The sequence below is a fragment of the Lacrimispora indolis DSM 755 genome, from assembly GCF_000526995.1.
GTDB classification, from domain to species: domain Bacteria; phylum Bacillota; class Clostridia; order Lachnospirales; family Lachnospiraceae; genus Lacrimispora; species Lacrimispora indolis.
Window position 1 is genome coordinate 679,921 of record NZ_AZUI01000001.1, and the last position, 19,411, is coordinate 699,331.

A 19,411-nucleotide genomic window follows, 5' to 3' on the forward strand; every position below is an offset into this window, starting at 1 on the left:
AAACACCTATCGGTCAAATTTCGACAAGTGTACAGTGGGAGCAGGTCAATCAAAAAGCCGTAACCCTTCTTTTGGCCGGCCCCTTCTATGTTTCCGGAAAACATTCCTTCCACTGCTCACTCTCTGAATCATGCAAACAAAAAAAGCGCAGAAACAAGAAAATCCATAACCGGATTATCCTATTCCCACGCCTTATTATGGCTTCCAGGTTGTTGCCTGGGGTACTATGTCAATATTCTGTTCACCTGTTATCATTATACCAGATAGGGCGGGATATACATAGTTCTTACAGTTTTTAATTTCCTTGCAGCACCATATCTAAAACTTCTGCCAGAGGTTCCATAGCGTTTAACGCTTCCTGGTATGTATTGGTCTGGGCGCCTACCTCGATCAGGGCTGACCTTGCTCTTAAATGCAGGTTATACCGAAGTCCTTTTATGTATATTTTCCGGGTCAGATTTGGAAAATAGGCCGCTGCGTCAAGCTGCATCTGAAAGCTGAAAGCAAGGTTCTGATCCCTGTATGGGTTGGGAAGATATTCAATCGGCCCTTTTGGTGTCTGGCTGACTCCATTGAAAAACATAATGGGCGCTGTGGGTTTCCCATTGACCTGGTTTACCATGTGCAGATTCTCATTTACCCCATCCCTGTGGACATCCAGGATCACCTCAATGGAAGGATTATTCTGAAGGATGCCTGTAATTCCATCAAGAGCATAAGTATATGCCTTGTTTCTGTCCAGTTTTCCGTTCTGTAAATCATAAACCGAGGTATCGTGGATCACATTATAGCCCTTTGCCGTCAAAAGTTCCGTGAGATAGCTTCCGATTCCCACTACGGTGGCATTGGGATTATCCGGCCCGTGATCTTTAAATTCTTCCTGGGAATGGGTATGGTAAATAAGGACCTGAGGTTTGTCATTTCCCCCTTCCAGGGTAAAATCCTCGGAAAGGAATTTATCTGCCTTCATTAAATCCCTGCCAACCGTAGTGGATGTATGGACGCTGTAAAAATGCTGTATCAGAAAGTCATAGTCAGCCAGCTGTTCCTTGCGGTATAAAGTCCCTGATATGGGCCATACATTGCTTACCGCACAGGTCATGGAAGGGTCCTTATCCGTTGTCTGGATACTTCCTTTTTCAGCTGTCGGCTGATTGGTCTCAGCAGCCTGATTCTGTTCCGATCCTCCGCTTGCCGGCTGCCCCTCGGGCTGCGCTTTGCTGGTTCCGGCATTGATGCTTCCGTCTTCTCCGCTTTCCTCTCCGCCGTCATATAACAGAACGCTGTGCTCCTCATAAAATCTCCCGCTTTCCAAATATCCCTCATAGGCTGGGTCAATATCCCCATAATCTGTTTCCGCCTTTTTACTGCTGCCCGCATACCGGTATAGAGGAGACTGGTTGAAAAGGAAATCACAGATCACATTGATAACGGATTTTTCACGTGTTCCGGACAAAATGCTGTTCTGTCCGTCCTCTTCCCAAGCAACGGCCGGATACTGGTGCCTCCAGATATAGGAAGCCCCAAGACCGGCCCCTTCTTTTGCCCAATTTTCCGCTTTATTAAAATCGGCCTTTTTCCCGGCCTCTGATACTTCTTTTATACTGAGAAGAACGGCCAGAACCAGGCTTACTGCAATCATCATTTTTCTTATAAACCAGTTAATTCCCTTGTTTCTCTGTTTCATAACCGCCTTCCTGCATAAATTATTCATAATATCCTATGCAGAATGACGGCCATTTACTACGAAACTTCCTGTCCCAAAAATGCCAAGTGAATTCCTTCCGAGATGGTGAAGCTCAATTCCTTTACTGTTTCATCAATATCCGGAGGTGTCACATACATAGGTCCGAACTCCGGCTCCAGCAATTCCCTAATAAGGTCATACTGTTCATCGGAGTTCAGCTTTCCCATAAAATCTCCCATTCCCTTTGTTTCCATGCTTTTTGAAAGTGCGCCTATCATGGCAGAAACTGTATCATGGACAATGGCCGCAGCCCCTACAACGGTGGGAACTCCAATGGCCATGACCGGCACGCCAAGGCTTTCCAAGGTAAGGCTGTGTCTGTGATTGCCCACTCCGGAACCTGGGTGGATCCCTGTGTCCGTAAGCTGAATGGTAGTCCCAAGGCGCTTTACGCTTCTGGCCGCAAGCGCATCAATTGCAATAATGAGATCAGGCTCTGTTTCGTTTATGATCCCCTTTAAAATCTCGGCGCTTTCCATGCCTGTCTGAGCCATGACCCCCGGAACAATGCCGCTGATCGTGGGCATACTTCTTCCTTTCCAGAAATCATCCCCGTACTGGACTTTCAAATGCCTTGTCACCTGAAGGTTTTTAAGGACTCTGGGACCAAGGGAATCCGGGGTCACGGAAGAATTGCCAAGCCCTGCCACCAGCACATGAAATTCCGGCTTCCTGTAATTTTTCCCCGCAAGGAGACGTTCGATCTGGCTCGCCAGTTCTTCCGAAACCTCCCTGTGATAATCTTCGTCTTTCATGGAAAGCTCATCGGCTTCCAGGGTGATATAAGTTCCAATTGGTTTTCCCATGGCTTTTTCGCCCTTTTTATCAAGAATTTTTACTTCGGTCATCTTTATATGGCTGTCTGCCCGGTGCCACTCCCGCAGGGATACCCCCGATATTTCACCGCCGTCGCCTGGGAAGCTTTCTCTCTCTTCTACTGCAAGATCTGTGCGCACTGTAAATGTATTTTCCATTTTTTCCACCTTTCCTGTTAATTGCCCATGCTTTTTGACATAAAGTTATGCCAGTATGGCTTTCCAGCATTTCTAAGGTATTTTCTGCAAAAATACGGGAATTATGTATTGACATATGCGACGAAATTCGATAGAATGAAAAAGTATGTTTACATTGAACTGTCCGTGTCCAGGCTTTGATGCAAAACAAAGAATAATCATATATCATTTTATTGGAGGTGTACCGATTGGCTAACATTAAATCTGCTAAAAAGAGAATTTTAGTAAACGAAACAAAAGCTGCAAGAAACAAAGCGATCAGATCCAAAGTGAAAACATCTATCAAGAAGGTAGAGGCTGCTGTTGTTGCCGGTGACAAGGCTGCTGCACAGGCAATTTTAGCAAGCGCTATCGCAGAGATCGATAAGGCTGCTACAAAGGGCGTATATCATAAGAATACCGCTTCCAGAAAAGTATCCAGAATCTCTAAAGCTGTAAACACAATGGCTTAATTTATAGAACAGAATTTTATCCCATTCAGAATAACCCGCTGAATGGGATTTTTGTATAAATTTAAGGCTTTTGCAAAATGGTTTCATACGGACCCATTTTGCAAAAGCCTTTTTGTTTTATATAATATAAAACTATTGATAAATCACCAGCGCTTCATAAGGTCTAAGCTCTTTGCTCTTTTTCTCCCCTGCCTCATAATTGCTGATCAAAACCGTTCCTGACTTAAATTCCTCCGGTATGCAGTAATTTACGGTCTTACTGCTGAAGCTGCATACCACCAAAAGCTTCCTGTCTCCCAAAGTCCTCACATAGGCATATATATCCGGGTCATCCGGAAGAAGCAGCTCATAACTGCCGTAAACAATGATCTCATACTTATGGCGGAGAGCGATCAGTTTTTTATAGTAATGGAATACAGAAGTCTCCCGTTTCATCTGTTCTTTGGCATTGATGGTTTTATAATTGGGATTTACCATGATCCACGGGTCACTTTCTGAAAATCCGGCATAAGCGCCTGTATCCCACTGCATAGGCGTCCTGGCATTGTCCCGGCTCTTGTACCTTATATACTTCATCATTTCTTCTTCCGTAAAAATCCCCTTTCCGGTCAGCTCATGATATGCATTTATGCTGTCAAGATCCCGGAAATCATCAATGCTTTCAAATGGAACATTGGTCATGCCTAGCTCCTCTCCCTGATATACATAAGGAGTCCCCTGCATCATATGAAGGCAGGTGGCGAGCATCTTGGCTGAACGTTCTCTGTATTCCTCACAGTCGCTGCCAAAGCGGGAAACAACTCTTGGCTGGTCGTGATTATCCCAGAACAGACTGTTCCAGGCAATTCCCTCAAGCCCTTTCTGCCACTTTGTCATGACCGCCTTTAAATCCGGCAGGTGCATCTTCTTATCCGTCCACTTGTTGTCAGGGTCCCCATCCACATCCATATGTTCGAACTGGAATACCATGTTAAGCTCCTTACCATCAGAAGATGCGTATTTGGCGGCTTCCTCAAGAGTGACCCCTGAGCACTCTCCCACAGTCATGATATCGTAACCGGATAAAACCTCCCGGTTCATTTCCTGTAAATATTCGTGGACCAAGGGACCGTTGGCTGCAACATTAAAGCTGGCATACCCATTGATCATGGCCGGGCCGTCAGGAAGTCCTTCCCGCTTGGAAATCAGGCTGATCACATCCATGCGGAACCCGTCAATGCCCTTATCCAGCCACCATTTCATCATGTCGTATACCTCTGTCCGGACTTTCTCATTATCCCAGTTTAAGTCAGGCTGCTTTTCAGAAAAAAGATGAAGGAAATACTGGCTTGTTTCCTCATCGTATTTCCATGCAGGCCCGGAAAAGCAGGATCCCCAGTTATTGGGCTCTTTTCCATCCTTTCCATCCCTCCATATGTAATAATCACGGTAAGGATTGTCCTTTGACTTTCTGCTTTCCGCAAACCATGAATGCTCATCAGAGGTGTGGTTTACCACAAGATCCATGACCAGTCTGATTCCCCTATTATGAAGCTCCGTTAAAAGCTTATCAAACTCTTCCATGGTTCCAAATTCTTTCATAATTTTACGGTAATCACGGATATCGTAGCCATTGTCATCATTGGGAGAATCATATACAGGAGACAGCCAGACCACATCGATCCCCAGCTCCTTTAAATAATCCAGCTTGCTGATGATTCCCCCTATATCACCGATCCCGTCTCCATTGCTGTCACAGAAGCTTCTGGGGTAAATTTGATACACTACGGATTCTTTCCACCAATTTTTCATAGTTTTTCCCTTTCTAATTCAATATATAATCACGAAGCAAAATGAAAAATACGCTGGCTGTCCAGGTAAAGCCGTGATCCCGCAGGCCACTCCCGTCCAGTGCACTGTAATTCTCATAAAATCCCTTTTCCGCGCAAAAGTCTGCAGAAACGTTCTGCGTAAATCCGTGCCTCTTTTTGTCTGCCGCACCGTCTCAGCGCATCTGTCAGAATCATGACAGCAGCCGGCCAGACAGCTCCCCGCCAGTATCCGTCCTCCTCAAACAGCTCACTGTTCATAGGCTCTGATGCAAATCCCCAGATACCGGCCAGACGGCCGTCCTTTAAGAGCCCTGAAAGGAGATCTTCCCGAAGTTTCTTTGGCAGGCGCTTTCCAAGGATCAGAGGAAGGTACAGAATCAGAGAATCAGAGGGCACCGCCTTCATCTCTGGAATTTTCACTGCAATAAAGCGGTTATTTCTGACAAAATAAGCCTGCAGCTTAGAGAGAAGCTCTTCCCCTTTCTCCTTCCATGTTTCAGCCTCAGAATGCCGCCCAAGCTCTCTTGCCGTATGTTCTAAAAACTCCATCTGCAAAACAAGCCAGGCCGATAAATCCGGTGACTGGACCGGCAGGCCTAAGCGGAAAACCGTTGCATTGTCCCAGCCGGAATCATTGCCATGATGATAGGTAGGAATGCCGTTTTCCTCCATCCGGTAGGTCAGCCACCAGTTGGTAAAGGCGGCGGTGGAATGATACAGCCTTTCCTTGATCTCCCTGCCCGGATCATGGATCTGAAACATTTTTTCCAGAATAAATCCCTGAACAGGAGGCTTCACAAAAGAGCGTATGATCTTCCTCGCCTGATAAGCATCAGGATATGCCCCATACTCATCCTGTTGGTCCGCCATGGCCAAAAACTGGCCGTATGCCAGGTCCGGATGAGAGGAAACCAGGGCAAGGCCGTTAAAGGCATAATCCCAGCTCCATACCAGATTCATCCAGTTCTTTGTCATGACCATTACCGGCCTTTTGATGTACCCGGACGGATAGAGCACGGAATGCCACAAAATATAAGCAGCCTCTCTTCCGGCTTTTCCATAAGCAGGATCCGGCTTTTTAAGGCCTTTTATGATTCCTGACTCAAATTTCTCATATTCCTCTTTTACCGCCTGACGGCAAACATCATAGCTTTCATATTCCTCTTTTTGCGGGCTTAAACCGGTAAGAGTGACCGCTGCCAACAGCTCCCCTTCCTTTGGGCTCAGAAGAAGCCCTGTTCTGCTGCTTCCAAAGCCATTGCCCTGACTGGCCGATTGATCCTTTGCTTTTCCCTTTTGTATTGACACGCGCAGCGCCATATCATCTCCTGCAATTTCAAAGCTTCCATCCATATGTTCCATCACTCTGTCATAGGTGCCTGCTTTTGTCTTTGTGATCAATATGGGACTGTCCGCTTTTAAGAGAAACGTGTCCTCATCCCTAAAGCATATGGAGTAGCCTCCTGTTTCAGAAGCTGCGTTCAGTTCCCAGGGTGACATGGAAACAGCAAACTTTTCTTCCGGCTTTCCTTCATCATTTAAAAGTATGATGGGGTAGGTCTCCTGCTGGGAAAAAGCGCCGTAAAGCACCCGCACCGCAATGTGGCCGTCAAACTCCTTTGTGCCATCCTGAGGGTAGGAAAATGCCAGGTAAGAGCCGTACCTGCTAAAGGGAACGGAGCGGATATCCAGTTCCATGCTGTAGTCTTCCATCACCGCTCCTCCTCATTCCACGATTTCCAGCAACTGCCTGAAGGATGACAGTTTATACTCTGCTAATGAAGATTTTACCCCATCTTCCACTGCCGCGCAATCCATTCCGCAGGATTTTGCTGCTGCCAGCCCGGCCTCCGCATCTTCTACCACAAGACAGTTTTCTGGTTCGCAGTTCAGCATTGAGGCTGCTTTTTGAAATACTTCCGGATGAGGCTTTGAATGGGTGATTGCATTTCCATCGGAAACTGCATCAAAGAAGTGTTCCAAGCCTAACTGCTTTAAGATCAGTCCCGCATTCTTGCTGGAAGAGCCGATGGCCAGCTTGATCCCCCGTTTTCTAAGCTCCGTTAATGTATCTTTTGTTTCAACAGACAAATCGGAAGGGGTCATGCCTTCCAGCAGTTTTTTATAACTCTCATTTTTTTTCGTAAGATATGTTTCCTTTTCTTCTTCCTTCATAACCCTATCATATCGTTCCAGTATAATATCAAAGCTTTCCTTTCGGCTGACTCCTCTCAGACGGTTATTGATGATTTCGTCAAAATAAATTCCCAGCTCATCCGCCACCTTTTTCCAAGCAAGATAGTGGTAATGGTCGGTATGGCAGATCACTCCATCCAAATCAAAAATAACTGCTTCATAAGTTTTCTTCTCCACGTAGACAGACTCTTTTGGTTCCACCTTGCTGCTCCTTCCAAATACCACAAGCTTTACCGGACAGCTTCCGTTGTTTGCGATTCTGACGCCTTTCTTTTCCACTGTAACCGTCAGTTTCTGACCCTTCCAAACCAATGGAAAACGAAGCTCCTCCCAGGCCTTTGGAAGCTTTGGATTAAGCTCCAGACTGTCATGGCGGATCCTCACACCTCCAAAGCCCATGACACAGCTTAACCAGATCCCTCCGATGGAGGCACTGTGAATTCCTTCCTCTGAGGATTTCATATTAGGTCCCAGATCAGTGTAGCATGCCGCCTGATGCATTTGGTAGGCCATGTCATCCATTCCGTAATCATTGGCTAAAACTGCATGAACGCAGCGGCTTAAGGAAGAATCATGGAGGGTCTTATCTTCATAAAATTCAAAATTCTTTCTTTTTGTTTCCAGAGGGAACAGATCAGGCAGCAAAAAATCCAGCATAACCGTATCAGCCTGTTTGGAAACCATCAGTTTTCCCATCTGCTCCATATTATAATCCTGGTGGATTCCCAGGACCCTTCCTGACGCCTTATAGGGTGCCAGGTCAATGGGTTCCAGGCTCATATACTGGTCTGTCTGAGGAACAATGCCGTTTTCATCGGGTGCGGGCAAATAGAACTTTGCCCTCTTTTCCATAAGCTTTTGTTTTAACTGGCTGAAACGGAATTTCCGGTCAAGCCGGTCTGAAACTTCCTTATTTTCCTTTGGCAAAGCTTCCATAATATGCTCTGCCAGCTCCATATTATAATCCGCCATATAATTGGTATAAGCATTATTGTCCACATGCTCTTTATACTCATCCGGGCCGATCACATCAAGTATCTCGTAACAGCCCTTATTCTCATTCCATTCCAGACGGCTGGCCCAGAAAAGAGCTGTATCCAGTATGATCTCGTACCCGTACCGCTCCATATAGTTTCGGTCTCCGGAGGCCTGATAATATTGCCACACCGCATAGGCCACATCCGCGCTGATATGGTGCTCAATTAAGCCTGTCAGGCACTTTTGCACTTTTCCCGTTACCACGTCGGTGCCCAGGTATAAGGGGGTTACCTCGCCGTCGTCGATCCAGGCGCACTCCCATGGATACATCGCTCCCTCCCAGCCGTTTTCACCAGCCTTTTTGCGGGCGCCATAGAGATTTCTGTAGCGGTATTCCAGAAGCGTTCTTGCAGTTTTTGGCTCCGTAAGGGTAAAGTAGGGTAAGATGAACATTTCCGTATCCCAAAAGGAATGGCCCTTATACCCCTCTCCTGTCAGGGCCTTTGCACCGATTCCCACCCGGTTATCGTCCTTTTTCACCATAATATTCAAATGGTACTGGGCAAAACGGAGGGCAAGCTGATCAAAATCATCATTTCCCCGTATGGTCACCTCATGGTCTTTCCAGAAATCTTCCCACACTGCTTCAGATTCCGCCAGCAGTCTATCATATCCTTTTTCAAACTCAATCCGTAAGCAGTCCATTCCGTCGGCCTTCAAACGCTCAGACATGCCGGAGTGTTCTTCTTTTTCATAAGCCAGATCCCTGGAGGAATGAAAACAGGATATCTTTTCCAGGCGGATGGGTTCTCCGGCCTCTGCTGTGATGGACCAGCGCAGATCCATATTTCTTCTTCCCATAATGGGAAGGGGCTTTTCCTCCCGGTTTATCCGGCAGGCACTGTGGACTGCCGCCAGAACCCGGGACTGGGTGGTTTCCGAAAGGAACTGCATAGTAACTCCATCATAAATTCTGCGCCTCAAATTCTCGAAATGCATGGCTCCATGGTTTGTCACATCCCCATGAATCCCCGTTTCAATCACCAGCTGGGCGCTGCTATCACAGGAGAGTTCTAAGTATTCCGCCGCTACATGTTCATTTTTCAGAGAAACAAACCGTTTAAATAGGGCCGTTACCACTGTCCCTTCCGGGCATTTCCATACAATCTTTCTGGTGGTTTCGCCGTTTTTAAAGTTCATAACCCTGGAATACTCCACAACCTTTCCTGACTGGAGATTCAGACGGTATCCGTTAACAGTAATGTCCATGGCAGTTACATCCGGAATGTTGGGAAGCTCAGTTACCTCCTCATCTCCTGCTTTATTGAAGGTTCCGGTAATAAAGGTATTCCTCACCTCTTCCACATACCGCTCCTCCAGAGCATTGCGCATCCCTATGTAACCGTTTCCCTGGGCAAAAATTGCCTCGTATTTTCCCAGATTCCGGGCATCAAATTCTGTTTCCTCTATCAGCCAGTTTTTCAAATCTCCCTGGCCCTTAAAAAAATTCATTGTGTTAAGCATTCTGTCCTCCTAAATTGTCAGCCTTTTACTCCTGATGCTGCAACACTTGCCTGTACCTGCTCCTGGGCCAGCGCATACAAAATAATGCCAGGAAGCACGACAAGGGTCAAAGCGGCAAACAGCTTTGTATAATCATAAGAAAATGATTCGGTGAAAAATTGCAGTGCTACCGGCAGAGTCCTGTTCTTATTGGAAGAGGTCAGCAGGGAAGCGTAGAAAAATTCATTCCAGTTATTTAAAAACATGAGGATTCCGGCCGTAGCCAGTCCGCCTTTTGCCAGGGGAAGGTTGATCTGGAAAAATACCCGGAGAAAGCCTGCCCCCTCCAGCCTTGCCGCCTCATCTAAGGATGAAGGAATGGACATAAAGGTGGATTTTAAAATAAACATGGACATTGCCAGCCCCATGGATAAGTAAACAACTGCCAGTCCCCAGATATTGTCATACAGATTCATCTTCATGATCAGAGAGAATATGGGCTGTGCCTTGGAATGGGATGGGACCAATAAGGTAATGGTAAACAAGGCAAAAATCAGGGACTTTCCCGGGAAACGGTATTTTCCGATCACATAAGCACCCATGGCAAAGAACAACAAAGACAGGAGCGTTGAGGAGATGCACACCAAAAAGGAATTGGCCGCATACCGGAGAAAATCGTATTTCTCAAACAGGTATATATACGGTTCAAAGCTTATAGCGGAAGGCAGCGTAAATGGATTTCCAAGAATCTGCGCATTCGTTTTAAAGGATGACATGATCACCCAGAGAATTGGAAAAACCGATATGATCACAGTAAAGATCATAAGGAGATACATGCAAAATACAGTGATTTTTTTCTTCATTACGCCCTCCTCCTAATAGATACTGTCATTCATGCGGAATGTAACATTGACAGCTGCCAGAATTATAAGACCCAGGGCAAACATGATCATACCGTTGGCATTGGCATACCCGTATTTCATATCGGATATGGAATTGACCAGGATCAGCGGTATATTCATGGTATCGTCTCCAGGGCCGCCTGCGGTGGTCAGCCTGATCTGCTCATACATGGCAATTCTGGAAGTAATGGAACAGATCACCCCTGTTCCAATGGCATTCCTGCAAAGGGGAAGCATGATATGCCGGGTCAGCTGCCACGGGGAGGCCCCGTCTACTCTTGCAGCTTCCACCACTTCCTCAGGTACTGCCATCAAATCATTTAATACAACCAGAGTTACAATCACCGCATAAAAGATCCATGTACATGTAACTGCCCAGAATGCATACGGGGACTGAAAAAACCATTGGACATGAAAGTCCGGGGAAAACCTTCGGATCAGGTTATTTAAAATTCCCATATCATCATTGAAAATAAATTTATAGATCATGGCCCATGCAGCCGCTGAGATCACGTTAGGCACCATAAAAATCACTCTGGTGAATTTCCAGCCCCTGGGTTTTGCGTACAGAACAAATGCCATAAGTACGCCAAACCCCACATGAAAGGTGGCGGCAATCATTGACCAGGCAAGAAGATTTTTCAAGGATATGAGAAAGGTTTTTGAATGAAAAAGGTCTATGTAATTTTTAAGTCCTATGAAAACCGGTTTGTTAAAGCCATCCCACTTGGTAAAGGATGTAGCGATCACCGTAAGGATGGGCGATAAGTAAAACAGCAAAAATATTAAGAGGGAGGGCAGTAAAAATAAGTAACACCACTTATAATTCCTTCTCTCCAAAACGGTGGAATTTGACTTTCCTGCTTTCATTTTCTTCCCTTCTTTCTAAAAAATACTGCTGCAATACACCCCTATTACAGGCTTTTTGCAACAGTATTTAATTCCCATATTGCTATTAGTTTTTTGCTTCCTCAGCCTTCTGAGTCAGCTGGCTGCAAAATTCCTCCGGCGTAAGAGTTCCATCCGCCAGCTTGGGAAGCAGCTTTCCAAATTCCGTATCAGCAACGGAGGCTGGCATCACATCAAAAATTGATGCCGTGTATTTTGTATTTCCATCCATGCTTTCAGCAAGCTGGGATAAGATTCGGTTTTCCGCCTGTTTCTTTAAAAACTCGTCGCTGTAATCCAGCTTTGGAGCCACTCCCCCTTCGGTCAAGACCAGCTGTTCGATTTCTTCCTTGGAATCACGGAAGGCAAAGAAAGCTTTTGCCAGCTCTTTTTCCTCATCAGAAGCGGTATCCGCGATCCAGAATTCACCAAATACTCTTGGATTTGCAATGGCAAAGTTGCCGGGATAAATATCTGAGGTCACTTCCTCACCGGTAAATCCGTTGGACCACTTGTCTGCTGATGCTTCATCAAAGTCTGAGGCCATCCAGGAACCGTTGCATATAATGGCTGCGCTTTTGCTCATAAATGCATTGGCTGCATCTGCATAAGCTGCACCAATGGTATTGGCCGATGCATTTTTCTGAAGGAGCTCCTGCAGAATGGTTGTCGCGGAAATGATTTTTTCGTCAGTATAATCGTACAGCTTGTCATCCACAAACTGAGCCAGGTACCCCTCGCCTCCCTCCTGGTTGGCAATAAGGGCAGTGAGAAGAAGTCCTGTGGTCCATGCGTTTTCCGCAGTCTGGAACGCGATCCTGTTATCTCCGATGCTTTCCGTAAATTCATCAAGAGTCATATCCTTAACCGCTTTTTCCGGCTGATACATGGTATTGTTATAGAAAAGGCCCACAGGCTTTAATACGGAAAGAGGCTTGCAGATCAGTTTTCCGTCTACGGTACAGTAATCTATGGATTCGTCAATCCAGTTCTTTTTTACCTCTGGATTGGAATTTGCAAATTCAGTCAGATCATATGCCATGCCATTGGCGAGAGCCACGTTCTTAAACCACTGCAGATCAATTCCGCCGGAACCGGGTGCATGGACTATGGCCGGAAGCTTGTTCTGCTGGGCCAGTTGTTTAATCTTTTCCGCATACTGGGCCTGGGGAACCTCTTCAATCACGATCTTATACTTGCCCGCATACTTCTCATTAAACCGTTCTACCTCAGGAAGGAAGAAAACAGCCCCTACATTTTCACCTGCCAGATAGGTTGGAAAAGTCATCTGGATTTCCTTGCCGGATCCGGTTTCCCCCTTTCCCGCTCCTGATGCAGTTGTATTGCTGCTTCCGCCGGAGCAGCCGCTGATCAATGCTGCAGCCGCCATAACAGCCGCCATAAATCCCGCCAATTTGCTTTTCATATGAATCCTCCTTAATATTTATTTACAATTGCTTTACACTCTTGCCTTCCTCAAGAAAATATTTTGTCATATGAATCTTTGAATACTTTTCGTCATTTACCATTTTCATGAGAAGTTTTGCCGCGTCGTAGCCTTTCTGCCACATATTCTGGTTGATGCGAGTAACAAAGGGGTCAATGTATTTCATAAAATAGTTGCCGTCATAACCTGTGATGGAAAAATCCTCCGGGCTCTCGTATCCCAGCTCCTGTACTGCTCTTAGAACTCCTATGGCCGTTAAATCGCTCATGCAGATAAAAGCGGTGCCAGCCTCTTTCCCATATTCTTTCAGCAGTTTCTTCGTTCCTTCATACGCTTTCTGCTCCATAAAATCCGTATAGATCACTTTACAGCTTTTTGGTTCAATGCCGTTTTTTTCAAGAACGTCTAGGTACCCCTGCTGACGCCTGATGGAAACATCAGACTTCTTCCGCCCATAGACAAGAATCAGCTTCCGGTGTCCATGGTCGATCACATACTGCGTGATCTGTTCAAACGCCTTTCTGTCATCTGTCATGACAGCCGACGTACATGCTCCGTCCAGCGGAATATCAATGGAAACACAGGGCAGGGTGGAATGAGGCAGGGTTTTTACCAAAGGATCGGTTATCCTGAGTCCCATAATCACGGCTCCTGACAATGAATATTCTCTGCAAAATGTGTCAAAATCCTTTTTTTCCTGTTCTTCCTTCCCAATGGAATACATGGCAAGATTGATCTCATGCTTCATCATGTAGGTATAAGCTCCCTGGATAACATTCATCATGAACTCGTTTGACTGGGCTTCCTCCAAAAGTCCGCAGATGAGCAAAGCCACATTTTTCTTGTTCTTTGAAGACAGATTTTTGGCACTGGTATTTGGAACATACCCAAGTCTTTCCGCAGCCTCCACCACGCGCGCCCTGGTTTTGGCCGATACATCACTGTATCCGTTTAACGCTCTTGATACCGTACTTACAGATAATCCCGTTTCCTGTGCCACATCGTAAATTGATTTTGCCATTTCACACCTCTTTTTCCAAAAACGTTTTTGGTTTTTGATTTTTTTTAACACTTCTTTTAGAAGTGTTGTACGAAATCGTTATTTACGAAAACGTTTTTGATGATTACAAAATAACATTTTATTAGATCTGTGTCAATGTTTTTTATATTATTTGTTATAAATGCTGTATTTTTATCAATATTTTTATGCATTTTAGTATAGGGCAGTTCTTTGAACAGCTATTTCTCAGACTTTTATAATGCAGCGGAACGACTGGGATTTTGCTCATGCTCCTTTTTCTGTCTTTTTACTTATTGTTTCTACATTCCTCTTATATTCCGTTGTGTTTCTGTTTGTTGCTGGCAGCGGAAGCATTGACCTTATTATATTCTGGTAGCGGTTGTTTTGGGATTAGGATTAGGGGCAGGGATCAAGGATTCAGATATTTATGCATTTAGGCATTGAATCATTGGTGTTGAGAGCAAGGCTGCAGGGAGAAAATGCCCGGCGACCGGACCTGTCGGAAAGCTTAGGATTATAAGGTTCTTAAAGGGAACAATGGAATGTACCGGATTGGCTCATTTCTTTTTGTAACGGGATATATAAAGGAAGAGCACAATGAGAAAAGAAAGGGTCTGGGCAATGGTGATGCGAATGGTCAAAAGTTCATCTACACCGGAAGCCGTAACCACATGCAGCAGATTAACCGTGGTATTATTCACAAAATGCGCTGCCATTCCTGCCCATAGGGATCCTGTAAGCCTGCAAAGCATGCAGTACTGAATGCCAAGCAATGTGCTGGTGACCACCAGTACCAGACCGGCTAAGAATGCGCCTTCCATAGACTGACTGCCGTCTATTACATTTCTTAGGGGCTGCATAATATGCCAGATTCCAAAGAGTACAGAGGAGAGCATGCATGCGGCGGGAAAAGAATGTCTTTCTTCAGACAGCCGGACAAACAATCCGCGGAAAACTCCCTCTTCCATAATCACATTGATCATGTTTCCTGCTACGCAGATAAGAAGGAACAGGAGGCCATTTTTCATCTCACGGCTGCCTAAAATGGAATAGCTGGTCACGTAAAGCTTAAGTACCGGGGAATTACCTGCTGCCGACTGCATCAGTATTTCTGCCCCATAGCCTGCTGTAAAAACAACGGTGCCCAGTAAAGTTCCCAATAAAATATTGCGGAACAACTTTTGAGAAGTAAAACCGATTTCTGACCATGAATACCGGAAAAATGGCAAGGCAGCTGCCAGCAGGAAAATACCGGCCAGTTTATGTATAAATGCTTCCCCGATTATGGACTGGTCAGTACGTAACAGGAAATATTCCATCGCCCGGAATGCAAAGCAAATGGCATAAAATATAAAAATAAATGGGATCGGGTTTCGCTTGTAATACTGCATAGGGATACCTCTCTGACTGTTGTTTTTGAAATAGGAAATATTTTGCTGCCGCTGATTCATTGGAGCATCATTAGCGGAATATCCGGGGACAGCACAATGATTGTTCATACAAATCATTTTAACATAGCGTATGGATAATTTCCACCATCTTTGGGCGGTATACATAACTTTAGGCGGGGCCGGATTTTTCCGGACTCCCGCCTATTTTCAGATAATGTGCAGTGCACCTTTTTCATCTGTACCCAGATACAGTTTTCCTTCCAGCATGCTTCCGTCTTCTGTAGCCCGGTATAGTTCTTCCTTCCAGATGATCCACTGGCTTTTTGCCATAGCACCGTCGTTATTCAGATAGTACCATCTGCCGTCTGATCCGGTCTTCCATGTATCTTTTACCATATATCCGGCACCATCGAACCAATACCAGTTTTCCCCGTCCTTGTACCAGTCGTTTTTAACATAGTTTCCGGTATCTCCCAGGTAGAACCTCCAGCCGCCCTCCTCTTCTATCCATCCGGATTGATTCTGGGGCGCTTCTGTCAATGCTAGTTTAAAATCATTCCACGTATGCTGGGTGTGATTGTAAACGTAAGGATTGGGGCAGATTTTTCCCGTTACGTCATAGTGGCGTATTACGTGATCTGCCGTGACATCGTAATGCTTCATCAGCTCTTTTGTCAGCTGGGCGGCGGCCTTTACTGTTGCATCTTCAAAATACCAGTCTCTGCTTGTATCTGACTGACTGCCATTGTTCCTGACACAGAGCTCGATTCCCAGACTGTTGCTGTTTCGGCATTCCGGATGGATATATGTTTTTGCCCCGCAATGCCATGCAATATCTTTGTCCTCAACGGACTGCCAGATCTCTCCGCTGAAGCCAACAAAATAATGAGCGCTGGCTCCGATGTATTGGGAGGCGTAATATTTGCAGTTTGCTTCGGCTCCTCCTAAAGCCCCTACATAGTGGATCACGATATATTTAATTCGGTCTATCTGACCGTTGCTGTAGTTGTATGGTGTCAATAGTTTGTGAACTTCCATATTAAATCCCTTCCCTTATGCCCACGAACCCCATCTCATCCGCATCAAAAGATTCCCGGAAACGTTCTATTTCCGTGTAATCGGCATTCTTTAGATTTTCCTGTATTCCCAGCAGCTCCATGTTCGGCATATCTTTTGTAGCCTCACTTTTAACCATAATGTCTCCTTGTCCTTTTTATTATTATAATATGACGGAAAGGGCGGGGATGTACCGGGCTGAAATGGGCCTTTTATCGTTATTGTGATGGCTGCGATTTCTTGTTTAAAATGTCTATGGCTCTGATTAAGACCTGTGGGAGGGGCAGGCCCATAAGGCCTGCATTCTCTACGATGGATATGAGCTCGTTTGCCATAAAACCGATGATGACAGTGTCTCGTATGTAGGGGGTGCCTAGGGATAGGTCTAAGCGGTGGGCCACCAGCACAAACAGGAGCGTCATACACTTCCTGCATAAGCCTTTAAAGCCCGCCTTTGATTCTAATGTTCCGGATTCTGTTTTTACACTTTTATGGAACACTCCGGCTACTGCCAGGCCTGAAAGGAAATCAACAGCCATGAAAAGTATTAAAGTTCCGATTGCGGTATCCCACCCTCCAAATACAGACACTATGAAACTGCCTGCTGCTCCTGCAGCTGTACATAATATATTTTTCATTCTCATTTACCTCACGCTTTCTTATATTCTTCTCCTGTGATCTCCCGGTATTCCTCCACTGTGATCCAGCGGCCTACCGAGTTCCACACCATTTCCTCTGACCACAGTTCAGAATCATAAAAACTCTTTACTTTTTCAAAATTTTTACTCATCGTCTACCTCCGTTCCTGTGCCTGACATCATGGAGAGGTACTCTATCCGAGCATTCATCATCTTCAATGTTTTCGTCAAAACCGACATTTGAGTCTCTTCTATGATGGGAGCAACAGTATCTTCATCAATAGTAAGGCCTGTTAACTGTTCCCCGTCTTCAACCTCAACAATAATATTTCTAACGTCCTTGCTTGCCATCTCCTGGCCATATTGAACGGCTAATATACGACCATTTTCATGATCATAAATGACTGAAACCTTCAATAAAAAACCTCCTCGTATTAATTATTATTACTTTGTGAATTCAATTTTCTCAATTATCATTTCACCATAGGTTGCCATTACGCTTTCAGATTGTATTCTGAAAAATGCTTGCACATTTATACTGGATACATCTAAGGAAACCACTGTTGAAACAAAATAGCCGCCGCTTACTTGACTGGATGATTTAATGGTACTCTTACTTGTATTTAGTAATACAATGCGACACTCCCCACCCAGTCCATCTGACCCTCGCCCATAATTAGATCTAAATGTAACCTTCAGTTGGCTAAATGGCGTCAGGTTAACACTCTTAGAGTTTACAATATATTGAGAGTATATATAATCATCACCATCATTGCTATTGTAGTATTTCCCTCTTAAATATATCCCTGGATAAGTTCCTGTGGAAATATAAAATCCTCCTCTATCTGTTCCTGTCGACTGCACGCCCCCAGAGAGGACACCCGAGAACGTGCCGTTTAAAAAGCCACCTGCCCTACCGCCAGATAAGAATAGTCTTTCATTGTGCCAATAGTACCGCCAACATTAACTCCCTCTTTGACGTTTGCGGCTGTAAGGTTTGACACGCCATTCACCACCACATTCCCAGTCATATACTTCCCAGAGCTGGAAACCGTCTGCTGGGAAGCAGTAGGGTTAATTGTCTGCCCTGCCAAAGAGGCAATATTTCCTGTAAGCTTACTTCCATTCACCCAAGCCGTTTGCCCGCTTAAAATATGTGCCGCCGCAGCCGTTGCGCTGGTCTGACTTGCCAAACTGTTAGCTGTCACCTTACCGCCCCCATTGTGAAAACCAGCAGGAACCGTATACGAAGCACCAGCATTCAAATTCAGGGCCACCGCACCATGGTTTACCATAGAGCCTGTTCTCTTAATTTTGGGATTCGAATTATAATATGTTTTTCCTTCCAGTACCTGACTATCTGACACGTCACCAGTAAGTTCCAATGTTCCTTCAGCCACTTCATCAGCGGAATCTGATGTAATTGCTCTATACCCCTTTAAAACCTCTGCCTTTGAAGCTGTGCACTCATCAGAACCTGCTCCTGATCCGCCAGCTCCGGCGATAATCACTTTACCCATTATCACTTACCCCCCTCAAATACACGCTGAAATCTCCGGTCGGCTTCTTTTCTGCACAGTAAAACGTTACATATCCATCTTCTGTTTCACCGTCAGTTATCATTCCAACCATTTTTCTTCTAAGTTTTACCTCTGCCGGTGATAATTCCTTTGGAGTACATGGACTGATTATAGGATTATCTGATGCTTTTATCCCAGTCACCGCGATTTTCTGGCTGTATGGAATCATATTGCTCCAACCAGAGGCAGGAATAATGACCTCTATCGGCCGTTCATGCTGCTCCAGAATCATCTTATTATAGAAAGTATTATTGAAAAGCTGTTCTATCTCAAAAGCCATTTCCTGACCATCTGCCAGAGTCTCTCTATCCCACTTTCTGATTTCCATAGTATATTCAGGTGGGGTTTTTACATTGCAAAATATCATAATTTAACCTCCTTAAAAGATTTCATCCATATCATAGATCTGCGGGATGTCTGCATCTTTTCCTTTACGCATAAATGTCCGATAGGCAATTAAATCGCCATCCGAATCAAACAACCCCATTTCCGATATTTCTCTTCCTGTAAGCTCGTCCTTATCCAGAGTAGCAGTAAAACGGCATGTCGATTCCATATCATTTACATATGCATGGGTTTCGATCTCCTTCATCAACAGCTCATTATAAAGCCCGATTTCATTGCCTGTTGTTGTCTTAGGCTGTCCGTTTTCATCCACTCCTCCGTCTCCCCATGCCATATGTGTGATAATTGGGAGTGTTATATCCCCGGCATGAGCCTTGCAAAACTTCTTCCTTCCTGTTGTTGTTATTACTCCATTTGATGTATTTGTCATTTTTCTCTTCCTC

General features: G+C 45.1%; 19 protein-coding genes. 1 reads left to right on the forward strand and 18 read right to left on the reverse strand.

What is annotated here, in order from left to right; translation table 11 throughout:
- Positions 1–295: 295 nt before the first annotated feature.
- Both K401_RS0103180 and gpr read right to left on the reverse strand, forming a co-directional pair.
- Positions 296–1,687, reverse strand: a complete 1,392-nt coding sequence (locus K401_RS0103180) for a stage II sporulation protein P (RefSeq protein WP_024291615.1) — start codon at positions 1,685–1,687, stop codon at positions 296–298.
- Between the two features lie 56 nt (positions 1,688–1,743).
- On the reverse strand, positions 1,744–2,721 hold the full coding sequence (gene gpr / locus K401_RS0103185; protein WP_024291616.1) for a GPR endopeptidase: 978 nt from the start codon (positions 2,719–2,721) through the stop codon (positions 1,744–1,746).
- A gap of 227 nt (positions 2,722–2,948) precedes the next feature.
- Here gpr and rpsT point away from each other — a divergent pair, with 227 nt between their 5' ends.
- Entirely contained in the window at positions 2,949–3,212 is a 264-nt protein-coding gene (gene rpsT, locus K401_RS0103190; RefSeq protein ID WP_024291617.1) for a 30S ribosomal protein S20, read from the forward strand.
- Positions 3,213–3,344: 132 nt separating this feature from the next.
- On the opposite strand, the gene K401_RS0103195 is transcribed toward rpsT, so the two are convergent.
- The 16 genes from K401_RS0103195 to K401_RS0103270 all read right to left on the reverse strand — a co-directional run bounded on the left by K401_RS0103195 (position 3,345) and on the right by K401_RS0103270 (position 19,398).
- The gene (locus tag K401_RS0103195) at positions 3,345–5,003 is read right to left on the reverse strand and encodes a glycoside hydrolase family 13 protein (protein ID WP_024291618.1); all 1,659 of its coding nucleotides are present in this window, start codon (positions 5,001–5,003) and stop codon (positions 3,345–3,347) included.
- Between the two features lie 113 nt (positions 5,004–5,116).
- Positions 5,117–6,736: an MGH1-like glycoside hydrolase domain-containing protein gene (locus tag K401_RS31695; RefSeq protein WP_051464005.1), complete on the reverse strand. Its 1,620-nt coding sequence runs from the start codon at positions 6,734–6,736 to the stop codon at positions 5,117–5,119.
- A 12-nt stretch (positions 6,737–6,748) separates the two neighbouring features.
- Entirely contained in the window at positions 6,749–9,721 is a 2,973-nt protein-coding gene (pgmB, locus tag K401_RS0103205) for a beta-phosphoglucomutase (RefSeq protein ID WP_027352197.1), read from the reverse strand.
- Between the two features lie 17 nt (positions 9,722–9,738).
- Positions 9,739–10,563: a carbohydrate ABC transporter permease gene (locus K401_RS0103210; protein ID WP_024291620.1), complete on the reverse strand. Its 825-nt coding sequence runs from the start codon at positions 10,561–10,563 to the stop codon at positions 9,739–9,741.
- A 12-nt stretch (positions 10,564–10,575) separates the two neighbouring features.
- Positions 10,576–11,472: a carbohydrate ABC transporter permease gene (locus K401_RS0103215; RefSeq protein WP_024291621.1), complete on the reverse strand. Its 897-nt coding sequence runs from the start codon at positions 11,470–11,472 to the stop codon at positions 10,576–10,578.
- Between the two features lie 85 nt (positions 11,473–11,557).
- Positions 11,558–12,916: an ABC transporter substrate-binding protein gene (locus K401_RS0103220; protein WP_024291622.1), complete on the reverse strand. Its 1,359-nt coding sequence runs from the start codon at positions 12,914–12,916 to the stop codon at positions 11,558–11,560.
- A gap of 22 nt (positions 12,917–12,938) precedes the next feature.
- Entirely contained in the window at positions 12,939–13,958 is a 1,020-nt protein-coding gene (locus K401_RS0103225) for a LacI family DNA-binding transcriptional regulator (RefSeq protein WP_024291623.1), read from the reverse strand.
- 557 nt (positions 13,959–14,515) lie between these two features.
- Entirely contained in the window at positions 14,516–15,349 is an 834-nt protein-coding gene (locus K401_RS0103230) for a CPBP family intramembrane glutamic endopeptidase (RefSeq protein WP_024291624.1), read from the reverse strand.
- Between the two features lie 207 nt (positions 15,350–15,556).
- On the reverse strand, positions 15,557–16,387 hold the full coding sequence (locus tag K401_RS0103235) for a peptidoglycan recognition protein family protein (RefSeq protein WP_024291625.1): 831 nt from the start codon (positions 16,385–16,387) through the stop codon (positions 15,557–15,559).
- Between the two features lies 1 nt (position 16,388).
- Positions 16,389–16,544, reverse strand: a complete 156-nt coding sequence (locus tag K401_RS32715; protein ID WP_156882318.1) for a hypothetical protein — start codon at positions 16,542–16,544, stop codon at positions 16,389–16,391.
- Positions 16,545–16,623: 79 nt separating this feature from the next.
- Positions 16,624–17,043, reverse strand: coding sequence for a phage holin family protein (locus K401_RS0103245; protein ID WP_024291626.1), 420 nt, complete (start codon positions 17,041–17,043; stop codon positions 16,624–16,626).
- Positions 17,044–17,054: 11 nt separating this feature from the next.
- Positions 17,055–17,195: an XkdX family protein gene (locus K401_RS0103250; RefSeq protein WP_024291627.1), complete on the reverse strand. Its 141-nt coding sequence runs from the start codon at positions 17,193–17,195 to the stop codon at positions 17,055–17,057.
- The gene (locus K401_RS0103255; protein WP_024291628.1) at positions 17,188–17,460 is read right to left on the reverse strand and encodes a hypothetical protein; all 273 of its coding nucleotides are present in this window, start codon (positions 17,458–17,460) and stop codon (positions 17,188–17,190) included. Before K401_RS0103255 ends, K401_RS0103250 begins: the two co-directional genes overlap by 8 nt.
- 479 nt (positions 17,461–17,939) lie before the next feature.
- Positions 17,940–18,563 carry a hypothetical protein gene (locus K401_RS0103260; RefSeq protein WP_024291629.1) on the reverse strand — a complete coding sequence of 208 codons (624 nt, stop codon included), beginning with the start codon at positions 18,561–18,563 and terminating at the stop codon, positions 17,940–17,942.
- Entirely contained in the window at positions 18,556–18,990 is a 435-nt protein-coding gene (locus K401_RS31700; protein ID WP_024291630.1) for a hypothetical protein, read from the reverse strand. The genes K401_RS0103260 and K401_RS31700 overlap by 8 nt, the downstream gene beginning before the upstream one ends.
- A gap of 12 nt (positions 18,991–19,002) precedes the next feature.
- On the reverse strand, positions 19,003–19,398 hold the full coding sequence (locus tag K401_RS0103270) for a phage tail-collar fiber domain-containing protein (RefSeq protein ID WP_024291631.1): 396 nt from the start codon (positions 19,396–19,398) through the stop codon (positions 19,003–19,005).
- Positions 19,399–19,411 lie beyond the last annotated feature (13 nt).

Bases quoted from the DNA above. Each gene is read 5' to 3' on its own strand.
- K401_RS0103210 (WP_024291620.1), bottom strand. From the start codon at position 10,563: ATGAAGAAAAAAATCACTGTATTTTGCATGTATCTCCTTATGATCTTT.
- K401_RS32715 (WP_156882318.1), bottom strand. From the start codon at position 16,544: ATGGTTAAAAGTGAGGCTACAAAAGATATGCCGAACATGGAGCTGCTG.
- K401_RS0103225 (WP_024291623.1), bottom strand. From the start codon at position 13,958: ATGGCAAAATCAATTTACGATGTGGCACAGGAAACGGGATTATCTGTA.
- pgmB (WP_027352197.1), bottom strand. From the start codon at position 9,721: ATGCTTAACACAATGAATTTTTTTAAGGGCCAGGGAGATTTGAAAAAC.
- K401_RS0103270 (WP_024291631.1), bottom strand. From the start codon at position 19,398: ATGACAAATACATCAAATGGAGTAATAACAACAACAGGAAGGAAGAAG.
- K401_RS0103215 (WP_024291621.1), bottom strand. From the start codon at position 11,472: ATGAAAGCAGGAAAGTCAAATTCCACCGTTTTGGAGAGAAGGAATTAT.
- K401_RS0103245 (WP_024291626.1), bottom strand. From the start codon at position 17,043: ATGAAAAATATATTATGTACAGCTGCAGGAGCAGCAGGCAGTTTCATA.
- K401_RS0103260 (WP_024291629.1), bottom strand. From the start codon at position 18,563: ATGGGTAAAGTGATTATCGCCGGAGCTGGCGGATCAGGAGCAGGTTCT.
- K401_RS0103180 (WP_024291615.1), bottom strand. From the start codon at position 1,687: ATGAAACAGAGAAACAAGGGAATTAACTGGTTTATAAGAAAAATGATG.
- gpr (WP_024291616.1), bottom strand. From the start codon at position 2,721: ATGGAAAATACATTTACAGTGCGCACAGATCTTGCAGTAGAAGAGAGA.
- K401_RS0103220 (WP_024291622.1), bottom strand. From the start codon at position 12,916: ATGAAAAGCAAATTGGCGGGATTTATGGCGGCTGTTATGGCGGCTGCA.
- K401_RS0103235 (WP_024291625.1), bottom strand. From the start codon at position 16,387: ATGGAAGTTCACAAACTATTGACACCATACAACTACAGCAACGGTCAG.
- K401_RS31700 (WP_024291630.1), bottom strand. From the start codon at position 18,990: ATGATATTTTGCAATGTAAAAACCCCACCTGAATATACTATGGAAATC.
- K401_RS31695 (WP_051464005.1), bottom strand. From the start codon at position 6,736: ATGGAAGACTACAGCATGGAACTGGATATCCGCTCCGTTCCCTTTAGC.
- K401_RS0103250 (WP_024291627.1), bottom strand. From the start codon at position 17,195: ATGAGTAAAAATTTTGAAAAAGTAAAGAGTTTTTATGATTCTGAACTG.
- K401_RS0103230 (WP_024291624.1), bottom strand. From the start codon at position 15,349: ATGCAGTATTACAAGCGAAACCCGATCCCATTTATTTTTATATTTTAT.
- K401_RS0103195 (WP_024291618.1), bottom strand. From the start codon at position 5,003: ATGAAAAATTGGTGGAAAGAATCCGTAGTGTATCAAATTTACCCCAGA.